A 21010-nucleotide genomic window follows, 5' to 3' on the forward strand; every position below is an offset into this window, starting at 1 on the left:
CCCCCGCCCCGGCTGCACGGGGGCGGGCGCAGGTGCGGCTGCCACCGCCGGCGCAGGGCGGGGCGCGGCAGGCGCTGGCGGTGCAGATGGACTCGCCGCTGCGGGCGCGCCGGTTTCCAGATAGCCGCCCTGGATCAGCTGGATCACCATGGCGGGCGCTTCCTGGCCCATCAAGCCGGTCAGGTCGGCGATGCTGCGCTGGCCATCACACAGGATCAGCAGGCGACGCTGGCGCATGTCCAGCGGCGCGCGGTGGGCCTGCAGCGCGGTTCGGGCGAGGTCGGTCTTGCGCGGTTGCATGGGAGGGACAGCCAAGTCGGTGCACGCCGAGCCTGAACGCGGGGCATGAAACGGCGATGACAATGCAGCACCTGCACGCGCGCTGCGCTAGCGTGCAGCCATCTCATGCCAAGGATCCGCGCCATGAAACACCTCCCGATTGCCGGTCTGTTGCTGCTGTCGCTGGCCGCTTGCTCGCGCAGCCCCGACAGCCCCGAGGCTGCCCCCGCCCCGGCCAAGGACACGGCGACCGCCACCGCCCCGGCCGATGCCGACCTGGCCACCACCTCGCCGGCCGACCCGCGCAGCGACAGCCCGGCGCGGCTGGATGGCTTCGGCGGTGCCCGCCTGGGCGCGGCCATCGCCGAGGTGCGCAGTGGCTTCGGCACGCCGCTGCAGGGACTGGGCACCGATGCGGCAGGCAAGCCGCTGCCGGCCGATGACAACAACGACGGCTGCTACTTCCTGCGCCCGCAGGATGCCGGGGACCCGCGCCTGATGATCGAGGGCCGCAAGCTGGTGCGCTACGACGTGCGCAGCACCGGCATCGTCGCCCCCGGCGGCGGCAAGGTCGGCATGACCCTGGGCGAGCTGCAGCTGCTGTACCCCGAACGCGCCGACGTCGGCCCGGACAAGTACGACGAGAAGGCCCAGCACCTGCGCGTGCGCCCGGCCCAGGAGGGCGCGGCCATCATCGATTTCGCGCTGGGCGCCGACGGCAAGGTCGGCAGCTGGCGGGTCGGCCAGACCCCGCAGGTGGATTACGTGGAAGGCTGCGGCTGACCACGGCCGCCGTGGCTCACCCGCCAAGGGTGGGCCACGCGTAGAATCGCGCCACGACCGCTGGGGAGTGCTCGATGATCGCCATCTCAATTGCCTGGTTCCTGCTTGGCCTGCTGCTGCTGGCGCTCGGCGGGGATTCCATCGTCAAGGCCGTCGCCGGTCTCGCCCAGCGTTTCGGCACCAGCGCCTTCACGGCCGGCCTGCTGCTGCTCGGCGTCGCCACCTCGCTGCCGGAACTGGCGGTCAATGCGCGCGCGCTGCTGGTCGGCCAGCCCGAGCTGGCCCTGGGCAACGCCATCGGCAGCAGCATCGCCAATCTGGGCCTGACCCTGGCGGTGGCTGCCATCGCTGCGCCGCTGCTGCTGCGCGCGCGCCTGCAGGGCGTGCTGTGGTGGTCGCTGCTGGCCGCCGGCCTGCTGCTGATCGTGTTCGGTCTGGATGGTCGCCTGCAGCGCTGGGAAGCCGGCGTGCTGGTGGCGGGCTTCGTGCTGGTGCAGATCGTGCTGCTGCGCCGCGGGCGCCTGGAAGCGCCGGACGTGCAGGCGGTCATCGCCGAATCCGCGCTGAGCCGCACCAGCCTGCCGCTGAACGTGCTGCGCGTGCTGATCGCCGCGCTGACGCTCTACTGGGGCGCGCGCCTGGTGGTGGGCGCTGCGGCGGATTTCGGCGCGGCGCTGGGCTGGACGCCGCTGCTGGTGGGCCTGCTGCCGGTGGCCATCGGCACCACGCTGCCGGAAGTGGCCGCAGCCATCGCAGCCGCGCGGCGTGGCCACGGCGACATGGTGCTGGGCCACGTGCTGGGTTCCAGTGTGGTCAACCTGCTGCTGGTGATCGGTGCGATGGGGCTGCTGCAGCCGCTGGCGCTGCCGGCCTCGTTCGTGCGCCTGGAACTGCCGGCGCTGCTGGCCTTCGCCCTGGTGCTGTACCCGATGCTGCGCGGTGACCTGAAGATCAGCCGCGGCGAAGGCGGGATACTGCTGGGTGCGTTCGTGGCCTGGCTGGGGCTGGAGATCGCCCTGGTCGTGTAGATCCACGCCATGCGTGGATGACGTGCCGTGCCGACCAACGGTCGGCACCCACCCTCAATGAGCTGTGCCGGCCAGCGGCCGGCACCTACCGGTTCTGCGTTGCGTCCTCTTCCCGCGCTGGTTCCGGCGGCGGCAGCTGCTCTTCCTTCGCGCGCTCGTTGCCCGGCAGGCTGGGGCGGGTTTCCATCAGCAGCGACAGCGCGGCCTTGGCCATCATGTGCGCGCTGATCGGCGCGGTGATGAACAGGAACACGGTGATCAGCAGCTCGCGCGGCTGCGGGTCCTGGCCCAGGAAGATGTGGTAGCAGACCGAGCACGCCAACACGCAGCCCACGCCCAGCGTGCTGGCCTTGGTCGGCGCGTGCAGGCGCTTGAAGAACGTCGACAGCTTCACCAGCCCCAGTGCACCGACCAGGATGAAGAAGCAGCCGAACAGCAGCAGCACCGACAGGGCGATCTGGATGAAGGTGATCATTCGACGATGTCCCGGCGCAGCACGAACTTGCTCAGCACCACCGTGCTGCCGAAGCCGAGCATGGCAATGACCAGCGCCGCCTCGAAGTAGATCGCCGAGTTGAGGTACATGCCGAACAGCATCAGCTCGGCGATGGCGGTCACCGACAGCGTGTCCAGCGCGAGGATGCGGTCGGGCACGGTGGGGCCGCGCAGCAGGCGCCAGGTGCCCAGCAGCATGGCCAGGCCGACCACGTGCATGCACACCACCAGAGTGGTCTGGATGATCTGGAATCCAGTCATGGGAAGATCTCCATCAACGGGGCTTCGTAACGTCGCTTGATCGTGTCGATCAGTTCCTGCGGATCTTCCAGGTGCAGCACGTGCACCAGCAGGTACTTGCGGTCATCGCTCAGCGCGGCCGACACGGTGCCCGGGGTCAGGGTGATCATGCTGGTCAGCGCGGCGATGCCATGGATGTTGGCGATATCCAGCGGCAACCAGATGAAACCGGGGTGGATGTTGCGCTCCGGGCCGAGCACCTGGATCGCCACGCGGATGTTGGACATCAGGATGTCCCACAGGGTGACGACCAGCAGCTTGGGTACCGGCCGCAGCGTGCCGATGCGGGCGAACTCGCGGTCCAGGCGCGCGGCGAACAGCGGCACCACCACGCCCAGCACCAGGCCCAGCACGATCTGGCCGAGGGTGAAGCTGTCGGACATCAGCAGCCAGAACGCCACCACCATCATGCTCAGGGCGGGCGAGGGGAACACGCGGCGGCGGAAGGAACGCTTGGCGGTCATGGCTGGCGGATCTCCGGCGTGGTCGCGCGCAACTGCTGCACGTAGTCACCCGGCTGCAGCAGCTGGGCGGCGATGGCGTCGGTGTGGCGCATCAGCGGCGCGGCGGCCACGGCCATGCCGACGCCGTAGGCCAGCAGCAGGCACGCGGCATACAGCTCGATGCGGCGCAGCGGTGCCTTGCGCGGCGGCGGCGCGTCCGGGTCGGGCGTCGGCACGCGCCAGAACAAGCGGATGCCGCCGCGGGTCAGGCCCATGATGACCAGCAGGCTGCTGACCAGCACCGCCGTCCACACCGCGCCGGTGTACTGCGCCGGCATGCCGGCCAGCAGCGCGGCCTTGGCCAGGAAGCCGGACAGCGGCGGCAGGCCGGCCACCGACACCGCGCCGATCAGGAACAGCACGGCCGGCGTTTCCTTGCCCGGCATCGGTGCCACCACTTCCTTGCGGTCGCTGGCACCGCCACGGCGGCGGCGGATCAGGTCGGCGATGAGGAACAGGGCCGCCGCCACGAAGCTGCTGTGCGGCAGGTAGTAGAGGCCGGCCGACAGCACCTTCGGCGTGCCCACCGCGAAGGCGATGAACAGCGTCGCCGCCGAAACGACGACCAGATAGGAGATCAGCACGCGCAGGCGGGCGGCGGCCAGTGCGCCCAGGCCGCCCAGCACCAGGGTGGCGACGCCGGCCCACAGCAGCCAGTCGCGGCCATAGCCGGCCAGCGCGCCGGCGTCCTCGCCGAACCACAGCATCTGCACGCGCAGCACGGCGTACAGGCCGACCTTGGTCATGATCGCGAACAGCGCGGCCACCGCAGCCGGTGCACGCGCATAGGATTCGGGCAGCCACAGATACAGCGGCATCAGCGCGGCCTTGGCGCAGAACACCAGCAGCAACAGGCCGATGGTCGCCTTCACCAGCGTCAGCTGCGAGGCCGGCACTTCGGCGATGCGCTGCGACAGCTCGGCCATGTTCAGCGAGCCCAGCGAGGCATACAGCAGGCCCAGTGCGATCAGGAACAGGGTCGAGGCGGTGACGTTGAACACCACGTAGTGCAGGCCGATGCGCATGCGCAGGCCACGGCCGCCGCTCAGCAGCAGGCCGTAGGAGGCGATCAGCATCACCTCGAAGAACACGAACAGGTTGAAGATGTCGCCGGTCAGGAACGCACCGTTCAGGCCCACCAGCTGGAACTGGAACAGTGCGTGGAAGTGCGGCGCGCGCCGGTCCCAGCCCGAGCACGCATGCATCAGGCAGGGGATGGCCAGCAGCAACGTGGTCAGCAGCATCCACGCCGACAGGCGGTCGGCCACCAGCGCGATGCCCAGCCGCGAGGGCCAGTCACCCAGCAGGTAGACGTTGATGTCGCCGCCGGCGGTCTGCGCGAACAGCAGGCCCACCACCACGGCCAGCGCGGCCATCGCGGTCCAGGCCACGCTGCGCTGCACCTTCGGGCCATAGCGGCGGTGTTCGACGAACAGGGACAGCGCGGCGCCGAGCAGCGGAACCAGGATCGGCAGGATCACCAGATGATTCATGCCTGGTCCTCGCCCTGACGCGGCGGTGCGTCCTCATCCGGCTCGTGCGCATCCACGTGGTCGCTGTGGTTGTCGCTGCGGCTGCGCATCGCCAGCACGATGGTCACCGCGGTCATCGCAAAGGCGATGACGATGGCGGTCAGCACCAGCGCCTGCGGCAGCGGATCGGTGTAGTTGCCCAGGTTGCTGTCCACGCCTTCCTTCAGTACCGGCGCCTTGCCCAGCACCACGCGGCCACCGGCGAATATCAGCAGGTTGGTGGCATAGGACAGGAAGGTCATGCCGAGGATGACATCGAAGCTGCGCGCGCGCAGCAGCAGGTAGACGCCGATGGCGGTCAGCACGCCGATCGCGGTGGCCAGGGCCAGTTCCATCAGTGCATCTCCCCGGTGCGGGCCGAACGGCGTTGCAGGTCGATCTCGCCCTTGCGCGCGCTGCGGGTACGCGAGGGCTTCACGGTGGCCATCATCGACAGCATCAGCATGGCGCCGCCGAACACCACCAGGTACACGCCGATGTCGAAGCCGATCGCGCTGGCCAGCGGTACTTCACCGATCAGCGGCAGGTGCAGGTCGAGGTGGCCGCTGGTCAGGAACGGCACGCCGAACAGCATCGAGGCGCTGCCGCTGAGCAGGGCGATCAGCAGGCCCATGCCGATGCAGCGGATGTAGTCGAAGCCGAAGCGGGATTCGACCGAGGCGGTGCCTTGGATCACGTACTGGATCAGCAGCGGCACCGCCAGCACCAGGCCGGCGATGAAGCCGCCGCCGGGCGCGTTGTGGCCGCGCAGGAACAGGAAGATCGACACCGTCAGGGTAAGCGGGAACATGATCTGGGCCAGATCGGCCGGCACCGGCAGCTTGATCGGCGGGCCCGGCATGATCTGTTCCGGCGCCATGCGCGTGCGCCGCAGCAGGGCATGCACCACCAGCGCGGCGATGCCGAACACGGTGATCTCGCCGAAGGTATCGAAGCCGCGGAAGTCGACCAGGATCACGTTGACCACGTTCTGCCCATAGGCCTCGGGCAGGGCGCGGGCGAGCATCTCGCCGGCCATGGTGTTCGGCGGCAGGGTCATCGCGCTGTAGGCCAGCGCGCCGAGGCCGGCGCCGGCGATGATCGCGATGACCGCATCGCGCTGCTTGCGCCAGCGCGGCCGCTCCGGCCCGGACTGGGCGGGCAGGTAGTTCATGCCGAGCAGCATCAGCACCAGGGTCACCATCTCCACCAGCAGCTGGGTCAGGGCCAGGTCCGGGGCGGACAGGAACACGAAGGTGAGCGACACCATCAGGCCTACGCCGCCGACCAGCAGCACCGCCAGCAGGCGCTGCTTGTAGACGCGCAGGGTAGCCACGGCGCAGGCCATCATCACCAGCCACAGCGCCCAGCCCAGCAGCGGGATCGGCTGCGGCCGGGTCCAGTTGGGCGAGGCCGGGTTGGCGATGTAGGGCGCGGCGGCCACGGTGATGGCCACCAGCACCAGGCCCAGCAGCATGCGCTGCAGGCTGCCGTTGGCGATGCCGTTGGTGAGGCGCATGGCCAGCGCGGACACCGTGTCCAGCTGCGCATGGAAGACGTTGCGGCCGGTGGCGGTGTTCTGCACGCCGTGCAGGTTGATCAGCCTGCGCAGTCCGAAATACAGCGCCACGCCGCCGACCACGCCGATCGCGCTCATCGCCAGCGGCAGGTTGAAGCCGTGCCAGACCGACAGGCTGTACTCGGGCATGGCAGCGCCGAGGATCGACCCGGCCGCGGCATGCAGCACCGGGGCCACGGTCAGCGCCGGGGCGATGCCCACCGCCACGCAGATCACCACCAGGATCTCCACCGGCACCTTCATCCAGCGCGGCGGCTCGTGCGGCACGCGGTCCAGGTCGTGCGGGCCGGGGCCGAAGAAGGTGTCGTGCACGAAGCGCAGGCTGTAGGCCACGCCGAACACGCCGGCCAGCAGCGCGGCGATCGACACCGCCGTGCGCATGGTGCCCGGGCCGCCGGCGGTCAGCGCCTCGGCAAACAGCATTTCCTTGGACAGGAAGCCGTTGAGCAGCGGGATGCCGGCCATCGCCAGCGAGGCGATGATCGCCAGCGCGCTGGTGAAGGGCATCAGCCTGCGCAGGCCACCCAGCTTGCGCATATCACGGGTGCCGGTCTCGTGGTCGATGATGCCGGCGGCCATGAACAGCGAGGCCTTGAACGTGGCGTGGTTGAGGATGTGGAACACGCCGGCGACCACCGCCATCGGCGTGGACAGGCCGAACAGCAGGGTGATCAGGCCCAGGTGGGAAATGGTCGAGTAGGCCAGCAGGCCCTTCAGGTCGTGCTGGAAGATCGCGTTCCAGGCACCGATCAGCAGGGTCAGCGCGCCGATGCCGCTGACCGTATAGAAGAACAGGTCGGTGCCGGCCAAGGCCGGGTGCAGGCGGGCCAGCAGGAACACGCCGGCCTTCACCATGGTGGCCGAATGCAGGTAGGCCGACACCGGGGTGGGCGCGGCCATCGCGTGCGGCAGCCAGAAGTGGAACGGGAACTGCGCGCTCTTGGTGAAGATGCCGGCCAGCACCAGGAACAGGGCATAGGGGTAGAGCGCGCTGGCGCGGATCTGGTCGCCGGCGGCCAGCACCACGTCCAGGTCGAAGCTGCCGACGATGCGGCCGATCAGCAGCACGCCACCGAGCAGGGCCAGGCCGCCGCCGCCGGTGATCACCAGCGCCATCCGCGCGCCCTCGCGGGCGTCCTTGCGGTGCGACCAGAAGCCGATCAGCAGGAACGAGCTGATGCTGGTCATTTCCCAGAACACCATCAGCAGCAGCAGGTTGCCGGAGATCACCATGCCCAGCATGGCGCCCATGAACAGCAGCAGGTAGCAGTAGAAGCGGTGCGCGTTGTCCTGGCTGCTGAGGTAGTAGCGCGCGTACAGCACCACCAGCGCGCCGATGCCCAGCACCATGCCGGCGAACATCCAGGCCAGGCCGTCCAGGCGCAGGGCGAAGTCCAGCCCTATCTGCGGCAGCCAAGGCATCACGCTGCGGACCACCTGCCCATCCATGATGGCCGGGGTCAGCCAGCCGAGGATGGCCAATCCGCCCAACGGCGCCAGCGCCGCCAGCCAGGCGGCTGTCGAGCGGGAACTACGGGGGAAGGCCGCAACAGCCACTGCCATCAGGAACGGCAGGGCCAGCAGCAGGGGCAGGCTGGGGAGCATGCAGGGAATCCATGATTCACGAGCAGGTCATTGAGTCTAACAGTCAGCCAAATGTCGCCGAAACCCATGTAACGGCCACAAACGGCATGTAACGTGCGCTATTCATCTTTTTTGCGGTGCGGCATGCCCATTCCAGGGCCTTGCGGCGTGTGGTCGCCGGCTTTGCCGGATCGGCTCCCTACGCCCGCGCATGGCGGCCTGCGCCCCCGCGTGGCAACGGCTGTGGCTTTCACGGCGGATGCGCAGGCAGGCGTGTGCCGACCGTGCATCGCAGGCTGGCAGGTCGTTCGTGCAGCAGGGGTGACGGGACGTGCCCGTTCAGGAAACGACGGACAGTGACGCGGCGGGAGAGGTCAGTAGCGCCAGTCGAGCTTGCGGTAGGCCTTGGCCATCACCCAGGCCGGGCCGATCAGCAGGTAGGTCAGGTCGGTCAGGAAGCTGGGCTTGCGGCCCTCGAACTTGTGGCCGATGAACTGCGCCACCCAGGCCACCACGAACACGCTTACCGCCAGCCAGCGCAGGTTGCTCAGGCCGATCTCGGCCTCCAGCAGGCGGCACAGGCAGCCGAACACGAAGAACTGGATGAGCATGCCGATGCCCAGCGGGCGCGACAGCTTGTTGTAGAAGCACCAGGCGCTGAACATCGCGAAGGCCGACCAGATGCCGTACTGGAACCAGGTGATCAGCGGCGGCACGCACCACAGCAGGGCCACCACCGACCACAGGATCGCCGGCACCGCCACCACGTGGATGCGCTGGTTGATGACGTTGCGGTGGTCGTCGGAATAGCTGGCGAAGTAGCGGTCGATCGGCCGCGCAAGCTGGGTGGTGGTCTGCATGCCGCCAGCATACTCCGGCCCGGGCCGGACGGTGCGGGGGGGCCACCGTGTAATCCCGAACCGCCGGGACCGACGGGTTGGGACCGACGTGTGGGGCCAACGGATTGGGACCGGCTGGGTAGAGTCGACCGTTGGTCGACTGCTGTTCGTTCCGATCGCGCAAAATCCGCGCTGCGCGCGATAGTCGACCAACGGTCGACTCTACCCGGCCGCCGGCATCCCGCCAGCAGTCGCCCGAGGCAGAACGCCCCCGACCTTCCGGCCGGGGGCGCTGGGGCAATCAGTCGACGCTGATGCCGGCCAGGCGCTGCAGCGCCTCGGCGTACTTGGCGCGGGTGCGCTCGATGATTTCCGCCGGGATGTTCGGGCCCGGGGCGGTCTTGCCCCAGTCCAGCGTCTCCAGGTAATCACGCACGAACTGCTTGTCGTAGCTCGGCGGGCTGGTGCCCACTTCGTACTCGTCGGCCGGCCAGTAGCGCGAGGAATCCGGCGTCAGCATCTCGTCCATGATGTACAGGCGGCCATCGGCATCGGTACCGAATTCGAACTTGGTATCGGCCAGGATGATGCCGCGCTCACGGGCGTAGTCCGCGGCGAACTTGTAGATGCGCAGGGTGGCATCGCGCACGCGCTCGGCCAGGTCCGCGCCCACCTGCTTGACCATCGCATCGAAATCGATGTTCTCGTCGTGGTCGCCGACGGCGGCCTTGGTGGACGGGGTGAAGATCGGCTCGGGCAGCTGCTCGGCCTGGCGCAGGCCGTCGGGCAGGTCGATGCCGCTGACCTTGCCGGTGCGCTGGTAGTCCTTCCAGCCGCTGCCGATCAGGTAACCGCGGGCGATCGCCTCCACCGGCACCGGCTTCAGCTTGCGGGTGACCACCGCACGCTTGGCGTACAGGGCCGGGTCCACGCCCTCGGGCAGCACGCTGGCCACGTCGATGCCGGTCAGGTGGTTGGGCATCAGGTGCGCGGTCTTGGCGAACCAGAAGTTGGACACCTGGCAGAGCATCTCGCCCTTGCCCGGGATCGGGTCGGGCAGGACCACGTCGAACGCCGACAGGCGATCGGTGGCCACCATCAGCAGGTAGTCGCCCGGCGGGGTCCCTGCAGGCAGCCGCTCGCGCGGGATATCGAACACATCACGCACCTTGCCGCGATGGCGCAAGGGCAGGCCGGGGAGATCGGATTGCAACAGCGTGGTTGGCACGGGCACTCCTGGGGCTTCGTCGATACGGCTGCCCAACGGACCCGGCGGGCCCGCTGACCAGCGGGCGGCCTAGTGTAAAGCGGTCCGGGCCCGCTGTGACGTAAAATGAGCGTCCATTTCGCCGGTCGACCCTGGGGCGCCATGCGCTGGTACGGAAAACTGCTCGGTTTCATCGCCGGGGCCCTGCTGTTCCGGCCCAATCCGCTGTTCGGGGCGGTCATCGGCCTGCTGCTCGGCCATGCCTTCGACTCGGACTGGTTCCGCCTGAACAAGGAGAACCCGTACCGGGAGCTGGGGCTGACCTCCGAGGCCACCGACGCCGAGGTCGAGCGGGCCTACCGCAAGCTCATTTCCCAGTACCACCCCGACAAGCTCGGCGGCGCGGCCCCCGAGCTGCAGCAGCAGGCCGAGCAGAAGTCGCGGCGGATCAACGCCGCCTACGACCGCATCAAGACGCTGCGCAAGCGCTGACCCCTTTCCCTCGTCTCCAAGGCCCCGGCCATGTCCAACTGCCTCATCGCCCCGTCCATCCTGTCCGCCGATTTCGCCCGCCTGGGTGAGGAAGTGGACAACGTCCTGGCCGCCGGTGCGGACTGGGTCCACTTCGACGTGATGGACAACCATTACGTGCCCAACCTGACCATCGGCCCGATGGTCTGCCAGGCCCTGCGCAAGCATGGCGTCACCGCCCCGATCGACGTGCACCTGATGGTTGAACCGGTGGACCGCATCATCCCGGACTTCGCCGAGGCCGGTGCCACCTACATCAGCTTCCACCCGGAGGCCAGCCGCCACCCGCACCGCACCATCCAGTTGATCCGCTCGCTGGGCTGCAAGCCGGGCCTGGTGCTGAACCCGGCCACCCCGGTGGACATCCTGGACTGGGTGCTGGATGACCTGGACCTGGTGCTGCTGATGTCGGTCAACCCGGGCTTCGGCGGCCAGGCCTTCATTCCTTCGGCGCTGGACAAGCTGCGCGTGGTGCGCCAGAAGATCGATGCCAGCGGCAAGGACATCCGCCTGGAGATCGACGGCGGCGTGAAGGCTGACAACATCGGCGCGATCGCCGCCGCCGGTGCCGATACCTTCGTGGCCGGCTCGGCCATCTTCAATGCCAAGACCAGCTACCAGGACGTGATCGCGCAGATGCGCGCGAACGTCGCTGCAGCGAGGGGCTGAGCCATGGCGACGGTGGCCGTGTTGAACATCCGTCCGGCCACCGTGGCCGACGCTGGCCTGATCCTGCATTTCATCCGCGAGCTGGCCATCTACGAGAAGGCCGAACATTCGGTGCAGACCGATGAGATCGGCATCGCCGAGAGCCTGTTCGGCGCCGATGCCACCGCCCGCGCGCTGATCTGCGAAGCCGACGGCGAGGCCATCGGCTATGCGGTGTATTTCTACAACTATTCCACCTGGCTGGGTCGCAAGGGCATCTACCTGGAAGACCTGTACGTCAGCCAGGAAAAGCGCGGTGTCGGCGCCGGCAAGGCGCTGCTGAAGTACATCGCCCGCCAGGCGGTGGCTGAAGGCTGCGGCCGCTTCGAATGGTCGGTGCTGGACTGGAATACCCCGGCCATCGAGTTCTACACCGCCGCCGGTGCCAAGCCGCAGGACGAGTGGACCGTGTACCGGCTGGAAGGCGCGGCGCTGAAGGCATTTGCCGGGTAGCCGCCACGTGGATGCGCTGACCCTGCCGCAACGCATCACCCTGCTTCGCCAGCAGCTGCCCGCGTCCATCAGTACCTGCCGGCAGGCACTGATGGAATCGGGTGGGGATCTTGCCATGGCGCATGCCTGGATCGTGCGCCGGCTGGTTGCCGAGTACAGGCAACGCACGGGCGCCCCGGTGGATGAGGCTGCCGCCGACCTGCAGCGGTGCGGCCATGATGTCGAGCGCGCGCTGGTGCTGTGGCAGCGCCGCCATCCGGCACCGCCGCTGCCTCCCCTGGAACGGATCGCGCAGGGACACCCCCTGGCAGCAGAGCTTGCAGCACAGGACGACCTGCGCCGGTTCGTGCATGTCCTGCCGGGTGCGCACGGTGCCTTCGAGGTGCGTCTTGTCACCCACGCCGCACGCTTCACCGAAACGGCCTATGGCTTCGACTACGACCTCGCCATGCATGATCCACTGACGCGGGTCGAGCGCCGGTTTGCCGATGGCATGGGTGCACTCGCCATCCTCCTGCAGCAGCACGGCATCGATCACGCAGGGCTGCGCGACGTGGATGATTTCGACAGCTGCCTGCTGCACAGCCCGATCGACGCCTATCTCTGAGCCGTCGCGGCATGGCAAAAAAAAGGCCGCGCCAAACGCTGGCGCGGCCCTGCTGCATTCGTGGGAGGCTGATCCTGCCTCCATCCGTCTTCCCTGCTATGGCCTTCCATTCTCCGGCTGCTCGGTGACAGCTGGATGACATGATGTCGCAAACGGCTGTTTGGGTGCCGTCGCACGGGCACTAGACTGTGGGGATGGAGAATGATGCCGTTACGCTGCTTGAGTCGTGGTTTCAGTTTGCAGCAGAAGATACGCTGGTCATTGATCTGGACTGCATAAACGCCGAGGCGAACGGCAATCTCTGCGCATTCTCACCGCCGCCGGAAGTGACCCTGGATGTCGGTCAGGTAGTAGCATTCATCCGCAGGCTTGCCAGCCACCGTGCCGCGCAGATCCCGGGCCACGCAATGACGCTCTACTGCTGGCATGACATGCTGGTGCGCCAACTGCGCCTGAGTCTGGTGTCATCCGAGCACGGCCATCTGCCATTTGGCTGCCACCACGTTGAAACGACCGATATCCGCAGTGTTGTGCAGGCCATTGTGGCCGCGGATTGGAACAACCCTCGATACATGTGCTTTGAAGAGGGCCAGGCCGATGACGAAATCGATGCCGACACAGACGAGCCGATGTACACGGAGGAACGTCCCTTGAAAGTTGGGGTTATTGCGCTCGGCTGAACGATTTCGCCGGCTTCACCGGGCCCGCCGTCGGGCGCTGCTAGTGTTGGTGGCCCCATCCTTGGAAGCTCTGCATGACTACCCCGCGCTGGCGCCTGATACTCAACGGTAAATCCGCTGGCAATGACGACCTGCGCAGTGCGGTTGGCCGCTGGCGCGGGCAGGGCGTGCAGCTGGAAGTGCGGGTGACCTGGGAAGAGGGCGACGCCGAGCGCTACGTGGCCGAAGCCATCGACCATGGCGTGGACGTGATCGTGGCGGCGGGCGGTGATGGCACGCTCAGTGCGGTGGCCGAAACTCTGGCCCATCGCGAAGAGCCGGCCGACACGCTGCCGTCGCTGGCACTGGTGCCGATGGGCACGGCCAACGATTTCGCCACGTCGGTCGGCATTCCCACCGAACCCTCGGAGGCCTTCGCCCTGATCGGGCAGGTGTCGGCCAGGCCCATCGACCTGCTGCGCGTGGACGCCGATGGCAAACGCTGGTGGTGCGCCAACCTGGCCAGCGGTGGCTTCGGCACCCAGGTGACCGTGGAAACCGATGCGGGCCTGAAGAAGATGCTGGGCGGGCTGGCCTATGTCATTACCGGCATCGCCAAGCTGGGCCGCATCGAGCCGATCACCGCGCGCCTCACCGGCCCGGATTTCGAGTGGGAAGGCGGCTTCATCGCCCTGGGCATCGGCAACGGCCGCCAGGCTGGCGGTGGCCAGCAGTTGTGCCCGCAGGCACTGATCGATGACGGCCTGCTGGACGTCACCGTGGTGCCCGAACTGGACGGCGAGGTCGCCGCAACCCTGGGCCAGATGCTGACCGGCGGCAAGGACGCGGCACTCGAGCGTGTGGCGACCCGTGCGCAGCTGCCGTGGCTGCAGATCGAGGCGCCGCAGGCACTGACATTGAACCTGGATGGCGAGCCGGTGCAGGCGCAGCGCTTCCGCATCGATTGCGTGGCAGGCCGGGTGCGCATGCACCTGCCGGTCGGCTGCCCGCTGCTGGCCGGGCAGGGGTAGCACTAACGGGGTAGCGTCGAGTGGGTAGAGTCGACTGTCAGTCGACTTGCGCGCGCAGCGCGGGGTTTTCAGCGGTCCCGCCAAGAGCAGTCGACTGACCGTCGACTCTACCGATGAGCCCCAGGCCCCCGAGCTGGCAGCCGAAGCCAAGGGGTAGAGTCGACTGTCAGTCGACTTGCGCGCGCAGCGCGGGGTTTTCAGCGGTCCCGCCATGAGCAGTCGACTGACCGTCGACTCTACCGGCGCCCCCCGCCCGAACTCCCCAGCCATCCCCCCGACGGCCGGTTCAGTTTCACAGGGTTTCCCTCCCGCCCCGGCTGCGTTACAGTCAAGGGGTGTCCAGCCTGACGACCCCGCATACCCTTTCTTCCGCACGCCGTTGGTGGCGATGGTGGCCCGTTGCCGTCGTCCGCCCCCATAACGCTGTGTCCCGGAAGGAAAGTCGTCTTGAATTCGCTCGCTCAGTTTCAGCAGCAGGCCGCTGAAGGCCACACCCATATCCCCGTTGTCCGCGAAGTGCTGTCCGACCTGGACACGCCGCTTTCGGTCTATCTGAAGCTCGCCGACGGCCCCAATACCTACCTGTTTGAATCCGTCGAAGGCGGCGAGCGCTTTGGTCGTTACTCGATCATCGGCCTGCCGGCGCGCCGCGTGTATGCCTTCCACGGACACACGCTGACCGTGCGCGAAGACGGGCAGGTGGTGGACACCCGCGAGGTGGCCGATCCCTTCGCCGAGGTCGAGGCGCTGCGCAGCGCCCACTCGGTGCCGAAGCTGGAGGGCCTGCCGGGCTTCACCGGCGGCCTGGTCGGCTGGTTCGGCTTCGAGTGCATCGGCTACATCGAACCGCGCCTGGCCCCACCGGCCGGCCGCGACGAGCTGGGCACGCCGGACATCCTGCTGCTGGATTCCAACGAGCTGGCGGTGTTCGACAACCTCAAGGGCCGCCTGTACCTGATCGTGCATGCCGACCCACGCGTCGACGGTGCCTTCGATCAGGCCCAGGCGCGCCTGGATGCCCTGACCGCCAAGCTGCGTGCGCCGGGTGCGGGCTATCCCGCGCCGCTGACCAGCGACGTGCTGGACGAATCCGATTTCATTTCCGGCTTCACCCGCGAAGGCTTCGTCGATGCGGTCCAGCGCAGCAAGGAATACATCCGCGCCGGCGACATCTTCCAGGTGGTGCTGAGCCAGCGCCTGAGCGTGCCGTTCAAGGCGCGCCCGGTGGATGTGTACCGCGCGCTGCGTGCACTGAACCCGTCGCCGTACATGTATTTCCTCGATGTCGGCGACCTGCAGGTGGTCGGTTCGTCGCCGGAAATCCTGGTGCGCCTGCAGGATGGTGAAGTGACCGTGCGTCCGATCGCCGGCACCCGCCCGCGTGGCGCTACGCCGGAGCTTGACCAGGCGCTGGAAGCCGAGCTGCTGGCCGACCCCAAGGAACGCGCTGAGCACCTGATGCTGATCGACCTCGGCCGCAACGATGCCGGCCGCGTGTCCAAGGCCGGCACCGTGGAAGTGGGCGAGCAGTTCGTGATCGAACGCTACAGCCACGTCATGCACATCGTCAGCGAAGTGACCGGGCAGCTGCAGCCGGGCCTGAGCTACGCCGACGTGCTGCGCGCCACGTTCCCGGCCGGCACGGTCAGCGGTGCGCCGAAGATCCGCGCGCTGGAAGTGATCCGCGAGCTGGAACCGATCAAGCGCAATGTGTACGCCGGCAGCATCGGCTACATCGGCTGGCACGGCGACGCCGACACCGCCATCGCGATCCGCACCGCGGTGATCAAGGACGGCCGCCTGTACGTGCAGGCCGGCGCCGGCATCGTCTACGACTCCGATCCGGACAAGGAATGGGACGAGACGATGAACAAGGGCCGCGCGCTGTTCCGCGCCGTCGCCCAGGCTGCCAAGGGCCTGTAAGCCTTCCCGTGCCGTGGCCCGCGCCGCGGCACCTTCCGCTGTTCCCGTTCAAGACAAGGAGTACCGCATGAAGCTGCTGAGCGCATTGCTGTGGTCGTCGCTGCTGGCCACGATGGCCCCGTCTGCATGGGCGCAGGCCAACACCATTCCCTCGCAGCCGCATCTGCTGGTGAAGGGGCAGGGCACCCGCACGGTGATGCCGGATCGCTTCTCGGTCGATCTGCTGGTGAAGTCCACCGACGCCCAGGTCGAGAGTGCCCGCGCCCGCGTCCAGAACAACGTGCAAGCCGTGCTGGCTGCATTCAAGGGTAATCATGCGGTGTCCGGCAGCGTACGGGCCGACAACCTGGCGATCCGGCCGGAGCATCGCTATGCCGGTGGCAAGCAGGAGTACGTGGGGACCCAGGTCAGCCGCCAGGTGAAGGGCAGTTTTGCCAATACGGCGGACCTGCAGGGCTTCCTGCGCGCTGTCAATGCGAGCGATGAACTGCAGATCAGTGGCATGCGGCCCGGCTATGCGGACGAACGCGCCCTGCGCGCACAGTTGAAGGGTGAAGCTGCCGCGCAGACGCGGGATTCCGCGCGCCATCTGGCAAGCGCGTACGGCACGCGCATCACCGGTCTTTACAGCATCTCCGACGTCGCGCCGAACTTCGCCTACGGGGTGCAGGCAGGCAGCTGGCCGGACGGTGATGCCTCGCTCGTGGCGTCCGCTCCGCCGTCCCCGCAGGCACCCGTGCACGGCGTCCCTGCACCACGGTCCACCGAGTCGGTGCAAGCCGGCCCCATTACCTACACCGAAAACGTGTACGCCATTTTCCTGATAAGCGACGGAACCTGACCATGTTGTGGATGATCGACAACTACGACAGCTTCACCTACAACCTCGTGCAGTACCTGCAGACGCTGGGCGCCGAGGTCAAGGTGGTGCGCAACGATGCGATGAGCGTGGACGAGATCGCCGCGCAGAAACCCGAGCGCATCGTCATCTCGCCCGGCCCGTGCACGCCCAACGAAGCGGGCGTGTCGCTGGAGCTGATCCAGCGCCTCGGCCCGACCACGCCCATCCTCGGCGTCTGCCTGGGCCACCAGGGCATCGGCCAGGTCTACGGCGGCACGGTCATCCGCGCCGGCAACATCATGCACGGCAAGACCTCGCCCATCCGCCATGAAGGCAAGGGCGTGTTCGCCGGCCTGCCGGACCGTTACCAGGCCACCCGCTACCACTCGCTGGTGGTGGACAAGCACAGCCTGCCCGACGCGCTGGAAGTGACCGCCTGGACCGAGAACGAGGACGGCTCGATCGAAGAGATCATGGGCCTGCGCCATCGCCAGTTCCCGGTGGAAGGCGTGCAGTTCCACCCCGAATCCATCCTCACCGAACACGGCCACGCCCTGCTGCGCAATTTCCTGCAGCGCCCGGCGGCCTGATCCAAGGAGCATTCCCATGAGCTTCTCCCCCCAGGAAGCCCTGCAACGCACCATCGAACACCGCGAAATCTTCTTCGACGAAATGGTCGACCTGATGCGGCAGATCATGCGCGGCGACGTCTCGCCGATGATGACCGCCGCCATCCTCACCGGCCTGCGGGTGAAGAAGGAAACCATCGACGAGATCGCCGCGGCGGCCACGGTCATGCGCGAGTTCGCGCTGGCGGTGCCGGTGGCCGATACCACCCACCTGGTCGACATCGTCGGCACCGGTGGCGATGGCTCGCACACCTTCAACATTTCCACCTGCGCGATGTTCGTCGCCGCCGCTGCCGGTGCGCGCGTGGCCAAGCACGGCAACCGCAGCGTGTCGTCCAAGTCCGGCAGCGCCGATGCGGTGGAAGCGCTGGGCGCGGCCATCGAACTGCAGCCGGCACAGGTCGCTGCGGCCATCGAACAGACCGGCATCGGCTTCATGTTCGCGCCGATCCACCATCCCTCGATGAAGGTCGTCGCGCCGGTCCGCCGCGAGATGGGCGTGCGCACCATCTTCAACATCCTCGGCCCGCTGACCAACCCGGCCAGCGCACCGTCGGTGCTGATGGGCGTGTTCCACCCCGATCTGGTGGGCATCCAGGCGCGCGTGCTGCGCGAACTGGGCACCGAGCGCGCGATGGTGGTCTGGGGCCGCGACAACATGGATGAGATCTCGCTGGGCGCCGGCACCCTGGTGGGCGAGCTGCGCGACGGCAAGGTGCGCGAGTACGAGATCCATCCGGAAGACTTCGGCATCGCCATGTCGGCCAGCCGCAACCTGCGCGTGGACAGCCCGGAGCAGTCCATCCAGATGCTGCGCGCGGTGCTGGACAACACCCCGGGCCCGGCGCTGGACATCGTCGCCCTGAACGCCGGTGCGGCCCTGTACGTGGCCGGCGTGGCCAGCGACATCGGCGACGGCCTGGCCCGCGCCCGTGCCGCCATCGCCAATGGCAGCGCCCGCCAGCGCCTGCAGCAGTACGTTGACACCACCCGCGCGCTGGTTGCCTGAGCGCGCGGTTCAGCCTGACCCACCCGATGGCCGATAATGGCCGTCCTCACCGCCCCCGCATTGAACCGACGACGATGAGCGACATCCTGCAGACGATCCTGGCCCGCAAGGCCGAAGAAGTGGCCCAGCGCCGCGCCCAGCGCCCGCTGGAGGCGCTGCAGGCCGCCTTGGCCAGTGCCCCGCCGGTCCGTGGCTTCGTGCGCGCCCTGCAGGCGGCCGTGGCCAACGGCGACCCGGCGGTCATCGCCGAGGTGAAGAAGGCCAGCCCGTCCAAGGGCGTCATCCGCCCGGACTTCCGCCCAGCCGACATCGCCGTCAGCTACGAGTTCGGTGGCGCCAGCTGCCTGTCGGTGCTGACCGACGTCGATTTCTTCCAGGGCGCCGATGCCTACCTGCAGCAGGCCCGCGAGGCCTGCACGCTGCCGGTGCTGCGCAAGGACTTCGTGATCGACGCCTACCAGGTGTATGAGGCGCGCGTGCTGGGCGCCGACTGCATCCTGCTGATCGTCGCCGCGCTGGACGACACCCAGCTGGCCACCCTGTCCGAACTGGCCCTGTCGCTGGGCATGGACGTGCTGGTGGAAGTGCATGACATCGACGAACTGGAACGCGCGCTGCAGGTGCCGGCGCCGATGATCGGCATCAACAACCGCAACCTGCGCACCTTCGAGGTCTCGCTGCAGACCACGCTGGACATGCAGAAGGCGGTGCCGCGCGACCGCCTGCTGGTGACCGAGAGCGGCATCCTCGGCCCGCAGGACGTGGCCCTGATGCGCGACGCCGGCATCCATGCCTTCCTGGTCGGCGAGGCCTTCATGCGCGTGGAAGAGCCGGGCGAGGGCCTGCGTCAGCTATTCTTCGCGGCATGACAACGCACTATCCAACGCCGCGCGAGGATGCGCCGCTGGTGGTCTTCGACTTCGACCACACCCTCTACGACGGCGATTCGGGCACCCACCTGTTCGCCTCGCTGATCAAGCGCAATCCCCTGCGCATGCTGGCCGCGCTGCTGGTGACGCCGATCGCCGGGCCGATGGTGGCGATGCTGCCGACCCGTCGCGCCGGCATTTCGGTCTATGTGTGGATCGGCAGCTTCGGCCTGCACCGGGCGCGTGACTTCAACAAGGTCATCGACGCCTACGTGCTGCGCAACGAGGCGCAGATGCGCGCAAAGCTGCTGCCGCAGGCGTTGGAGGTGTTCGCCGCGCACCGGGCCAAGGGCGACCGCGTGGTCGTCGCCACCGGCGCACCGCCGGAGCTGGCCCGCGCCATCCTTGGCTTCGTGGCCCACCAGGACGTGCCGGTGATCGGTACCGAGGTCGGCCCGCGCCTGGGCGGGGTCGGCCCGACCCGCCACTGCCACAACGAAGAAAAGATGCGCATGCTGCGCGAGCGCGGCTATGGGCAGATCGACATCGCCTACTCCGACAGCACCGCCGACCTGCCGCTGCTGCTGGCGGCCAAGGCCCCGGTGGTGGTGAACCCGAAGCCGGGCAAGGTCGCGTTCTTCCGCAGCGTGCTGCCGGCCGGCACCCGCATCCTCAACTGGGGCTGCGTGGACCGCGGCGGCGAGAAGGCCTGACCCGGGCGGGGTCAGAGCCCCTTCGGGGATCTGACCCCATCGCATGATGATGGATCTGCCGGGCACGGCCGGGCGCTACCGATGCGGCGGCGAACACGACGCGCGTTCAGACGAGGGTAGCGCCGGGCCATGCCCGGCGGGCACTCAGCGCCCCAGGTACCCGGTCAGCGCATGGCCGATCTGGAACAGGCTGATGCCCAGCACCAGCACGCCCACTGCGATCAGCACCCAGCGCTCCTTCAGCCGCTTCACCAGCAGCGCCGCCACCGGTGCGGCCATCATGCCGCCGATCAGCAGGCCGGCCACGATCTGCAGGTGATGCAGGCCCATCGACATCAGGAAGGTGGCCGACACCGTCAGGGTCACCACGAACTCGGACGCGTTCACCGTGCCGATGGTGGTGCGTGCCTGGCCGCCCCGGGCGAGCAGGGTGGAGGTCGCCACCGGCCCCCAGCCACCGCCGCCGCTGGCATCGAGGAAGCCGGCCACGAAGCCCAGCACGGGCACCCGCTTGACCTCGCCCTTGGGCATCAGCCGCCCAGCAGCGCGGGCCAGGATGATGATGGCCAGCACCAGCAGGTAGAGGTAGATCAGCGGGCGGATCACGTCGCCTGGCAGCTGGGTCAGCCCGTAGGCGCCCACCGCACCGCCCACCGCGCCGGGAATGGCGAGGCGGAAGAACAGGCGTCTATCGACATTGCCAGCGACCAGATGCGACACACCGGAGGCGCCGGTGGTGAACACTTCGGCGGTGTGGATGGCCGCGCTGGCCTGCGCCGGCGGGATGCCCATCGCCAGCATCACCGACGATGACACCAGGCCGAAGGCCATGCCCAGCGCGCCGTCGACCAGCTGTGCGCCGAGGCCGATGAGGATGAACCACCAGAATTCGCTGCTCAGCTCCATGCACCGAGCCTAGCGGATGCGCG

General features: G+C 68.2%; 23 protein-coding genes and 1 pseudogene. 14 read left to right on the plus strand and 10 right to left on the minus strand.

What is annotated here, in order from left to right; genetic code table 11:
* A pseudogene (locus IAE56_RS21125) lies at window positions 1–300 on the minus strand (hypothetical protein); the annotation flags it as partial.
* Between the two features lie 123 nt (window positions 301–423).
* Here IAE56_RS21125 and IAE56_RS09435 point away from each other — a divergent pair.
* The gene (locus tag IAE56_RS09435; protein WP_200752366.1) at window positions 424–1062 is read left to right on the plus strand and encodes a hypothetical protein; all 639 of its coding nucleotides are present in this window, start codon (window positions 424–426) and stop codon (window positions 1060–1062) included.
* A 74-nt stretch (window positions 1063–1136) separates the two neighbouring features.
* Entirely contained in the window at window positions 1137–2090 is a 954-nt protein-coding gene (locus IAE56_RS09440; RefSeq protein ID WP_200752367.1) for a sodium:calcium antiporter, read from the plus strand.
* 85 nt (window positions 2091–2175) lie between these two features.
* Here the strand turns inward: IAE56_RS09440 and IAE56_RS09445 are convergent, their stop codons facing one another.
* The 8 genes from IAE56_RS09445 to IAE56_RS09480 all read right to left on the minus strand — a co-directional run bounded on the left by IAE56_RS09445 (window position 2176) and on the right by IAE56_RS09480 (window position 10129).
* The gene (locus IAE56_RS09445) at window positions 2176–2565 is read right to left on the minus strand and encodes a Na+/H+ antiporter subunit G (protein WP_116862791.1); all 390 of its coding nucleotides are present in this window, start codon (window positions 2563–2565) and stop codon (window positions 2176–2178) included.
* Window positions 2562–2846 carry a K+/H+ antiporter subunit F gene (locus tag IAE56_RS09450; RefSeq protein ID WP_079223917.1) on the minus strand — a complete coding sequence of 95 codons (285 nt, stop codon included), beginning with the start codon at window positions 2844–2846 and terminating at the stop codon, window positions 2562–2564. Before IAE56_RS09450 ends, IAE56_RS09445 begins: the two co-directional genes overlap by 4 nt.
* A complete protein-coding gene (locus IAE56_RS09455; RefSeq protein ID WP_200732477.1) occupies window positions 2843–3349 on the minus strand; it encodes a Na+/H+ antiporter subunit E in 507 nt (168 codons plus the stop codon). Before IAE56_RS09455 ends, IAE56_RS09450 begins: the two co-directional genes overlap by 4 nt.
* The gene (locus IAE56_RS09460) at window positions 3346–4881 is read right to left on the minus strand and encodes a monovalent cation/H+ antiporter subunit D (RefSeq protein WP_200752368.1); all 1536 of its coding nucleotides are present in this window, start codon (window positions 4879–4881) and stop codon (window positions 3346–3348) included. The genes IAE56_RS09455 and IAE56_RS09460 overlap by 4 nt, the downstream gene beginning before the upstream one ends.
* A complete protein-coding gene (locus tag IAE56_RS09465; RefSeq protein ID WP_200752369.1) occupies window positions 4878–5255 on the minus strand; it encodes a Na+/H+ antiporter subunit C in 378 nt (125 codons plus the stop codon). The genes IAE56_RS09460 and IAE56_RS09465 overlap by 4 nt, the downstream gene beginning before the upstream one ends.
* The gene (locus tag IAE56_RS09470) at window positions 5255–8083 is read right to left on the minus strand and encodes a monovalent cation/H+ antiporter subunit A (RefSeq protein WP_200752370.1); all 2829 of its coding nucleotides are present in this window, start codon (window positions 8081–8083) and stop codon (window positions 5255–5257) included. The genes IAE56_RS09465 and IAE56_RS09470 overlap by 1 nt, the downstream gene beginning before the upstream one ends.
* A 353-nt stretch (window positions 8084–8436) precedes the next feature.
* Window positions 8437–8922, minus strand: coding sequence for an Mpo1-like protein (locus IAE56_RS09475; RefSeq protein WP_200752371.1), 486 nt, complete (start codon window positions 8920–8922; stop codon window positions 8437–8439).
* Between the two features lie 280 nt (window positions 8923–9202).
* Window positions 9203–10129: a phosphoribosylaminoimidazolesuccinocarboxamide synthase gene (locus IAE56_RS09480; protein WP_049448436.1), complete on the minus strand. Its 927-nt coding sequence runs from the start codon at window positions 10127–10129 to the stop codon at window positions 9203–9205.
* A 141-nt stretch (window positions 10130–10270) separates the two neighbouring features.
* On the opposite strand from IAE56_RS09480, the gene IAE56_RS09485 reads away from it, so the two are divergent.
* From IAE56_RS09485 to IAE56_RS09540, 12 genes are all read left to right on the plus strand, one after another.
* The gene (locus IAE56_RS09485; protein ID WP_079223907.1) at window positions 10271–10600 is read left to right on the plus strand and encodes a DnaJ domain-containing protein; all 330 of its coding nucleotides are present in this window, start codon (window positions 10271–10273) and stop codon (window positions 10598–10600) included.
* A gap of 30 nt (window positions 10601–10630) precedes the next feature.
* Entirely contained in the window at window positions 10631–11308 is a 678-nt protein-coding gene (rpe, locus tag IAE56_RS09490; RefSeq protein ID WP_108770252.1) for a ribulose-phosphate 3-epimerase, read from the plus strand.
* 12 nt (window positions 11309–11320) lie between these two features.
* Window positions 11321–11800 (plus strand): GNAT family N-acetyltransferase, encoded by a 480-nt coding sequence (locus IAE56_RS09495; protein WP_049411837.1) that lies wholly within the window; start codon window positions 11321–11323, stop codon window positions 11798–11800.
* Window positions 11801–11807: 7 nt separating this feature from the next.
* Window positions 11808–12407, plus strand: a complete 600-nt coding sequence (locus tag IAE56_RS09500; protein WP_200752372.1) for a hypothetical protein — start codon at window positions 11808–11810, stop codon at window positions 12405–12407.
* A 194-nt stretch (window positions 12408–12601) separates the two neighbouring features.
* Window positions 12602–13087, plus strand: a complete 486-nt coding sequence (locus IAE56_RS09505) for a hypothetical protein (protein ID WP_108770250.1) — start codon at window positions 12602–12604, stop codon at window positions 13085–13087.
* A gap of 74 nt (window positions 13088–13161) precedes the next feature.
* Window positions 13162–14097: a lipid kinase YegS gene (yegS, locus tag IAE56_RS09510; RefSeq protein WP_200752373.1), complete on the plus strand. Its 936-nt coding sequence runs from the start codon at window positions 13162–13164 to the stop codon at window positions 14095–14097.
* A gap of 447 nt (window positions 14098–14544) precedes the next feature.
* Entirely contained in the window at window positions 14545–16020 is a 1476-nt protein-coding gene (trpE, locus tag IAE56_RS09515; protein WP_200752374.1) for an anthranilate synthase component I, read from the plus strand.
* A 67-nt stretch (window positions 16021–16087) separates the two neighbouring features.
* Complete coding sequence (locus tag IAE56_RS09520; RefSeq protein WP_200752375.1) at window positions 16088–16861, plus strand: SIMPL domain-containing protein; 774 nt, start codon at window positions 16088–16090, stop codon at window positions 16859–16861.
* Window positions 16862–16863: 2 nt separating this feature from the next.
* Complete coding sequence (locus IAE56_RS09525; RefSeq protein WP_049448425.1) at window positions 16864–17451, plus strand: aminodeoxychorismate/anthranilate synthase component II; 588 nt, start codon at window positions 16864–16866, stop codon at window positions 17449–17451.
* Window positions 17452–17467: 16 nt separating this feature from the next.
* Window positions 17468–18499 carry an anthranilate phosphoribosyltransferase gene (gene trpD / locus IAE56_RS09530; protein ID WP_200752376.1) on the plus strand — a complete coding sequence of 344 codons (1032 nt, stop codon included), beginning with the start codon at window positions 17468–17470 and terminating at the stop codon, window positions 18497–18499.
* A 74-nt stretch (window positions 18500–18573) separates the two neighbouring features.
* Window positions 18574–19368 carry an indole-3-glycerol phosphate synthase TrpC gene (gene trpC / locus IAE56_RS09535; protein ID WP_108747535.1) on the plus strand — a complete coding sequence of 265 codons (795 nt, stop codon included), beginning with the start codon at window positions 18574–18576 and terminating at the stop codon, window positions 19366–19368.
* Entirely contained in the window at window positions 19365–20081 is a 717-nt protein-coding gene (locus tag IAE56_RS09540; RefSeq protein ID WP_200752377.1) for a haloacid dehalogenase-like hydrolase, read from the plus strand. Before trpC ends, IAE56_RS09540 begins: the two co-directional genes overlap by 4 nt.
* A gap of 144 nt (window positions 20082–20225) precedes the next feature.
* Here the strand turns inward: IAE56_RS09540 and IAE56_RS09545 are convergent, their stop codons facing one another.
* A complete protein-coding gene (locus tag IAE56_RS09545; RefSeq protein ID WP_200752378.1) occupies window positions 20226–20987 on the minus strand; it encodes a sulfite exporter TauE/SafE family protein in 762 nt (253 codons plus the stop codon).
* Window positions 20988–21010 lie beyond the last annotated feature (23 nt).

It is taken from the genome of Stenotrophomonas sp. S41 (genome assembly GCF_016624625.1).
Taxonomy (GTDB): domain Bacteria; phylum Pseudomonadota; class Gammaproteobacteria; order Xanthomonadales; family Xanthomonadaceae; genus Stenotrophomonas.

What these genes read in the sequence shown, in the direction of transcription:
- IAE56_RS09435 (WP_200752366.1), top strand. Translation starts at nt 424, where the DNA reads ATGAAACACCTCCCGATTGCCGGTCTGTTGCTGCTGTCGCTGGCCGCT.
- IAE56_RS09440 (WP_200752367.1), top strand. Translation starts at nt 1,137, where the DNA reads ATGATCGCCATCTCAATTGCCTGGTTCCTGCTTGGCCTGCTGCTGCTG.
- IAE56_RS09445 (WP_116862791.1), bottom strand. Translation starts at nt 2,565, where the DNA reads ATGATCACCTTCATCCAGATCGCCCTGTCGGTGCTGCTGCTGTTCGGC.
- IAE56_RS09450 (WP_079223917.1), bottom strand. Translation starts at nt 2,846, where the DNA reads ATGACTGGATTCCAGATCATCCAGACCACTCTGGTGGTGTGCATGCAC.
- IAE56_RS09455 (WP_200732477.1), bottom strand. Translation starts at nt 3,349, where the DNA reads ATGACCGCCAAGCGTTCCTTCCGCCGCCGCGTGTTCCCCTCGCCCGCC.
- IAE56_RS09460 (WP_200752368.1), bottom strand. Translation starts at nt 4,881, where the DNA reads ATGAATCATCTGGTGATCCTGCCGATCCTGGTTCCGCTGCTCGGCGCC.
- IAE56_RS09465 (WP_200752369.1), bottom strand. Translation starts at nt 5,255, where the DNA reads ATGGAACTGGCCCTGGCCACCGCGATCGGCGTGCTGACCGCCATCGGC.
- IAE56_RS09470 (WP_200752370.1), bottom strand. Translation starts at nt 8,083, where the DNA reads ATGCTCCCCAGCCTGCCCCTGCTGCTGGCCCTGCCGTTCCTGATGGCA.
- IAE56_RS09475 (WP_200752371.1), bottom strand. Translation starts at nt 8,922, where the DNA reads ATGCAGACCACCACCCAGCTTGCGCGGCCGATCGACCGCTACTTCGCC.
- IAE56_RS09485 (WP_079223907.1), top strand. Translation starts at nt 10,271, where the DNA reads ATGCGCTGGTACGGAAAACTGCTCGGTTTCATCGCCGGGGCCCTGCTG.
- rpe (WP_108770252.1), top strand. Translation starts at nt 10,631, where the DNA reads ATGTCCAACTGCCTCATCGCCCCGTCCATCCTGTCCGCCGATTTCGCC.
- IAE56_RS09505 (WP_108770250.1), top strand. Translation starts at nt 12,602, where the DNA reads ATGGAGAATGATGCCGTTACGCTGCTTGAGTCGTGGTTTCAGTTTGCA.
- yegS (WP_200752373.1), top strand. Translation starts at nt 13,162, where the DNA reads ATGACTACCCCGCGCTGGCGCCTGATACTCAACGGTAAATCCGCTGGC.
- IAE56_RS09520 (WP_200752375.1), top strand. Translation starts at nt 16,088, where the DNA reads ATGAAGCTGCTGAGCGCATTGCTGTGGTCGTCGCTGCTGGCCACGATG.
- IAE56_RS09525 (WP_049448425.1), top strand. Translation starts at nt 16,864, where the DNA reads ATGTTGTGGATGATCGACAACTACGACAGCTTCACCTACAACCTCGTG.
- trpD (WP_200752376.1), top strand. Translation starts at nt 17,468, where the DNA reads ATGAGCTTCTCCCCCCAGGAAGCCCTGCAACGCACCATCGAACACCGC.
- trpC (WP_108747535.1), top strand. Translation starts at nt 18,574, where the DNA reads ATGAGCGACATCCTGCAGACGATCCTGGCCCGCAAGGCCGAAGAAGTG.
- IAE56_RS09540 (WP_200752377.1), top strand. Translation starts at nt 19,365, where the DNA reads ATGACAACGCACTATCCAACGCCGCGCGAGGATGCGCCGCTGGTGGTC.
- IAE56_RS09545 (WP_200752378.1), bottom strand. Translation starts at nt 20,987, where the DNA reads ATGGAGCTGAGCAGCGAATTCTGGTGGTTCATCCTCATCGGCCTCGGC.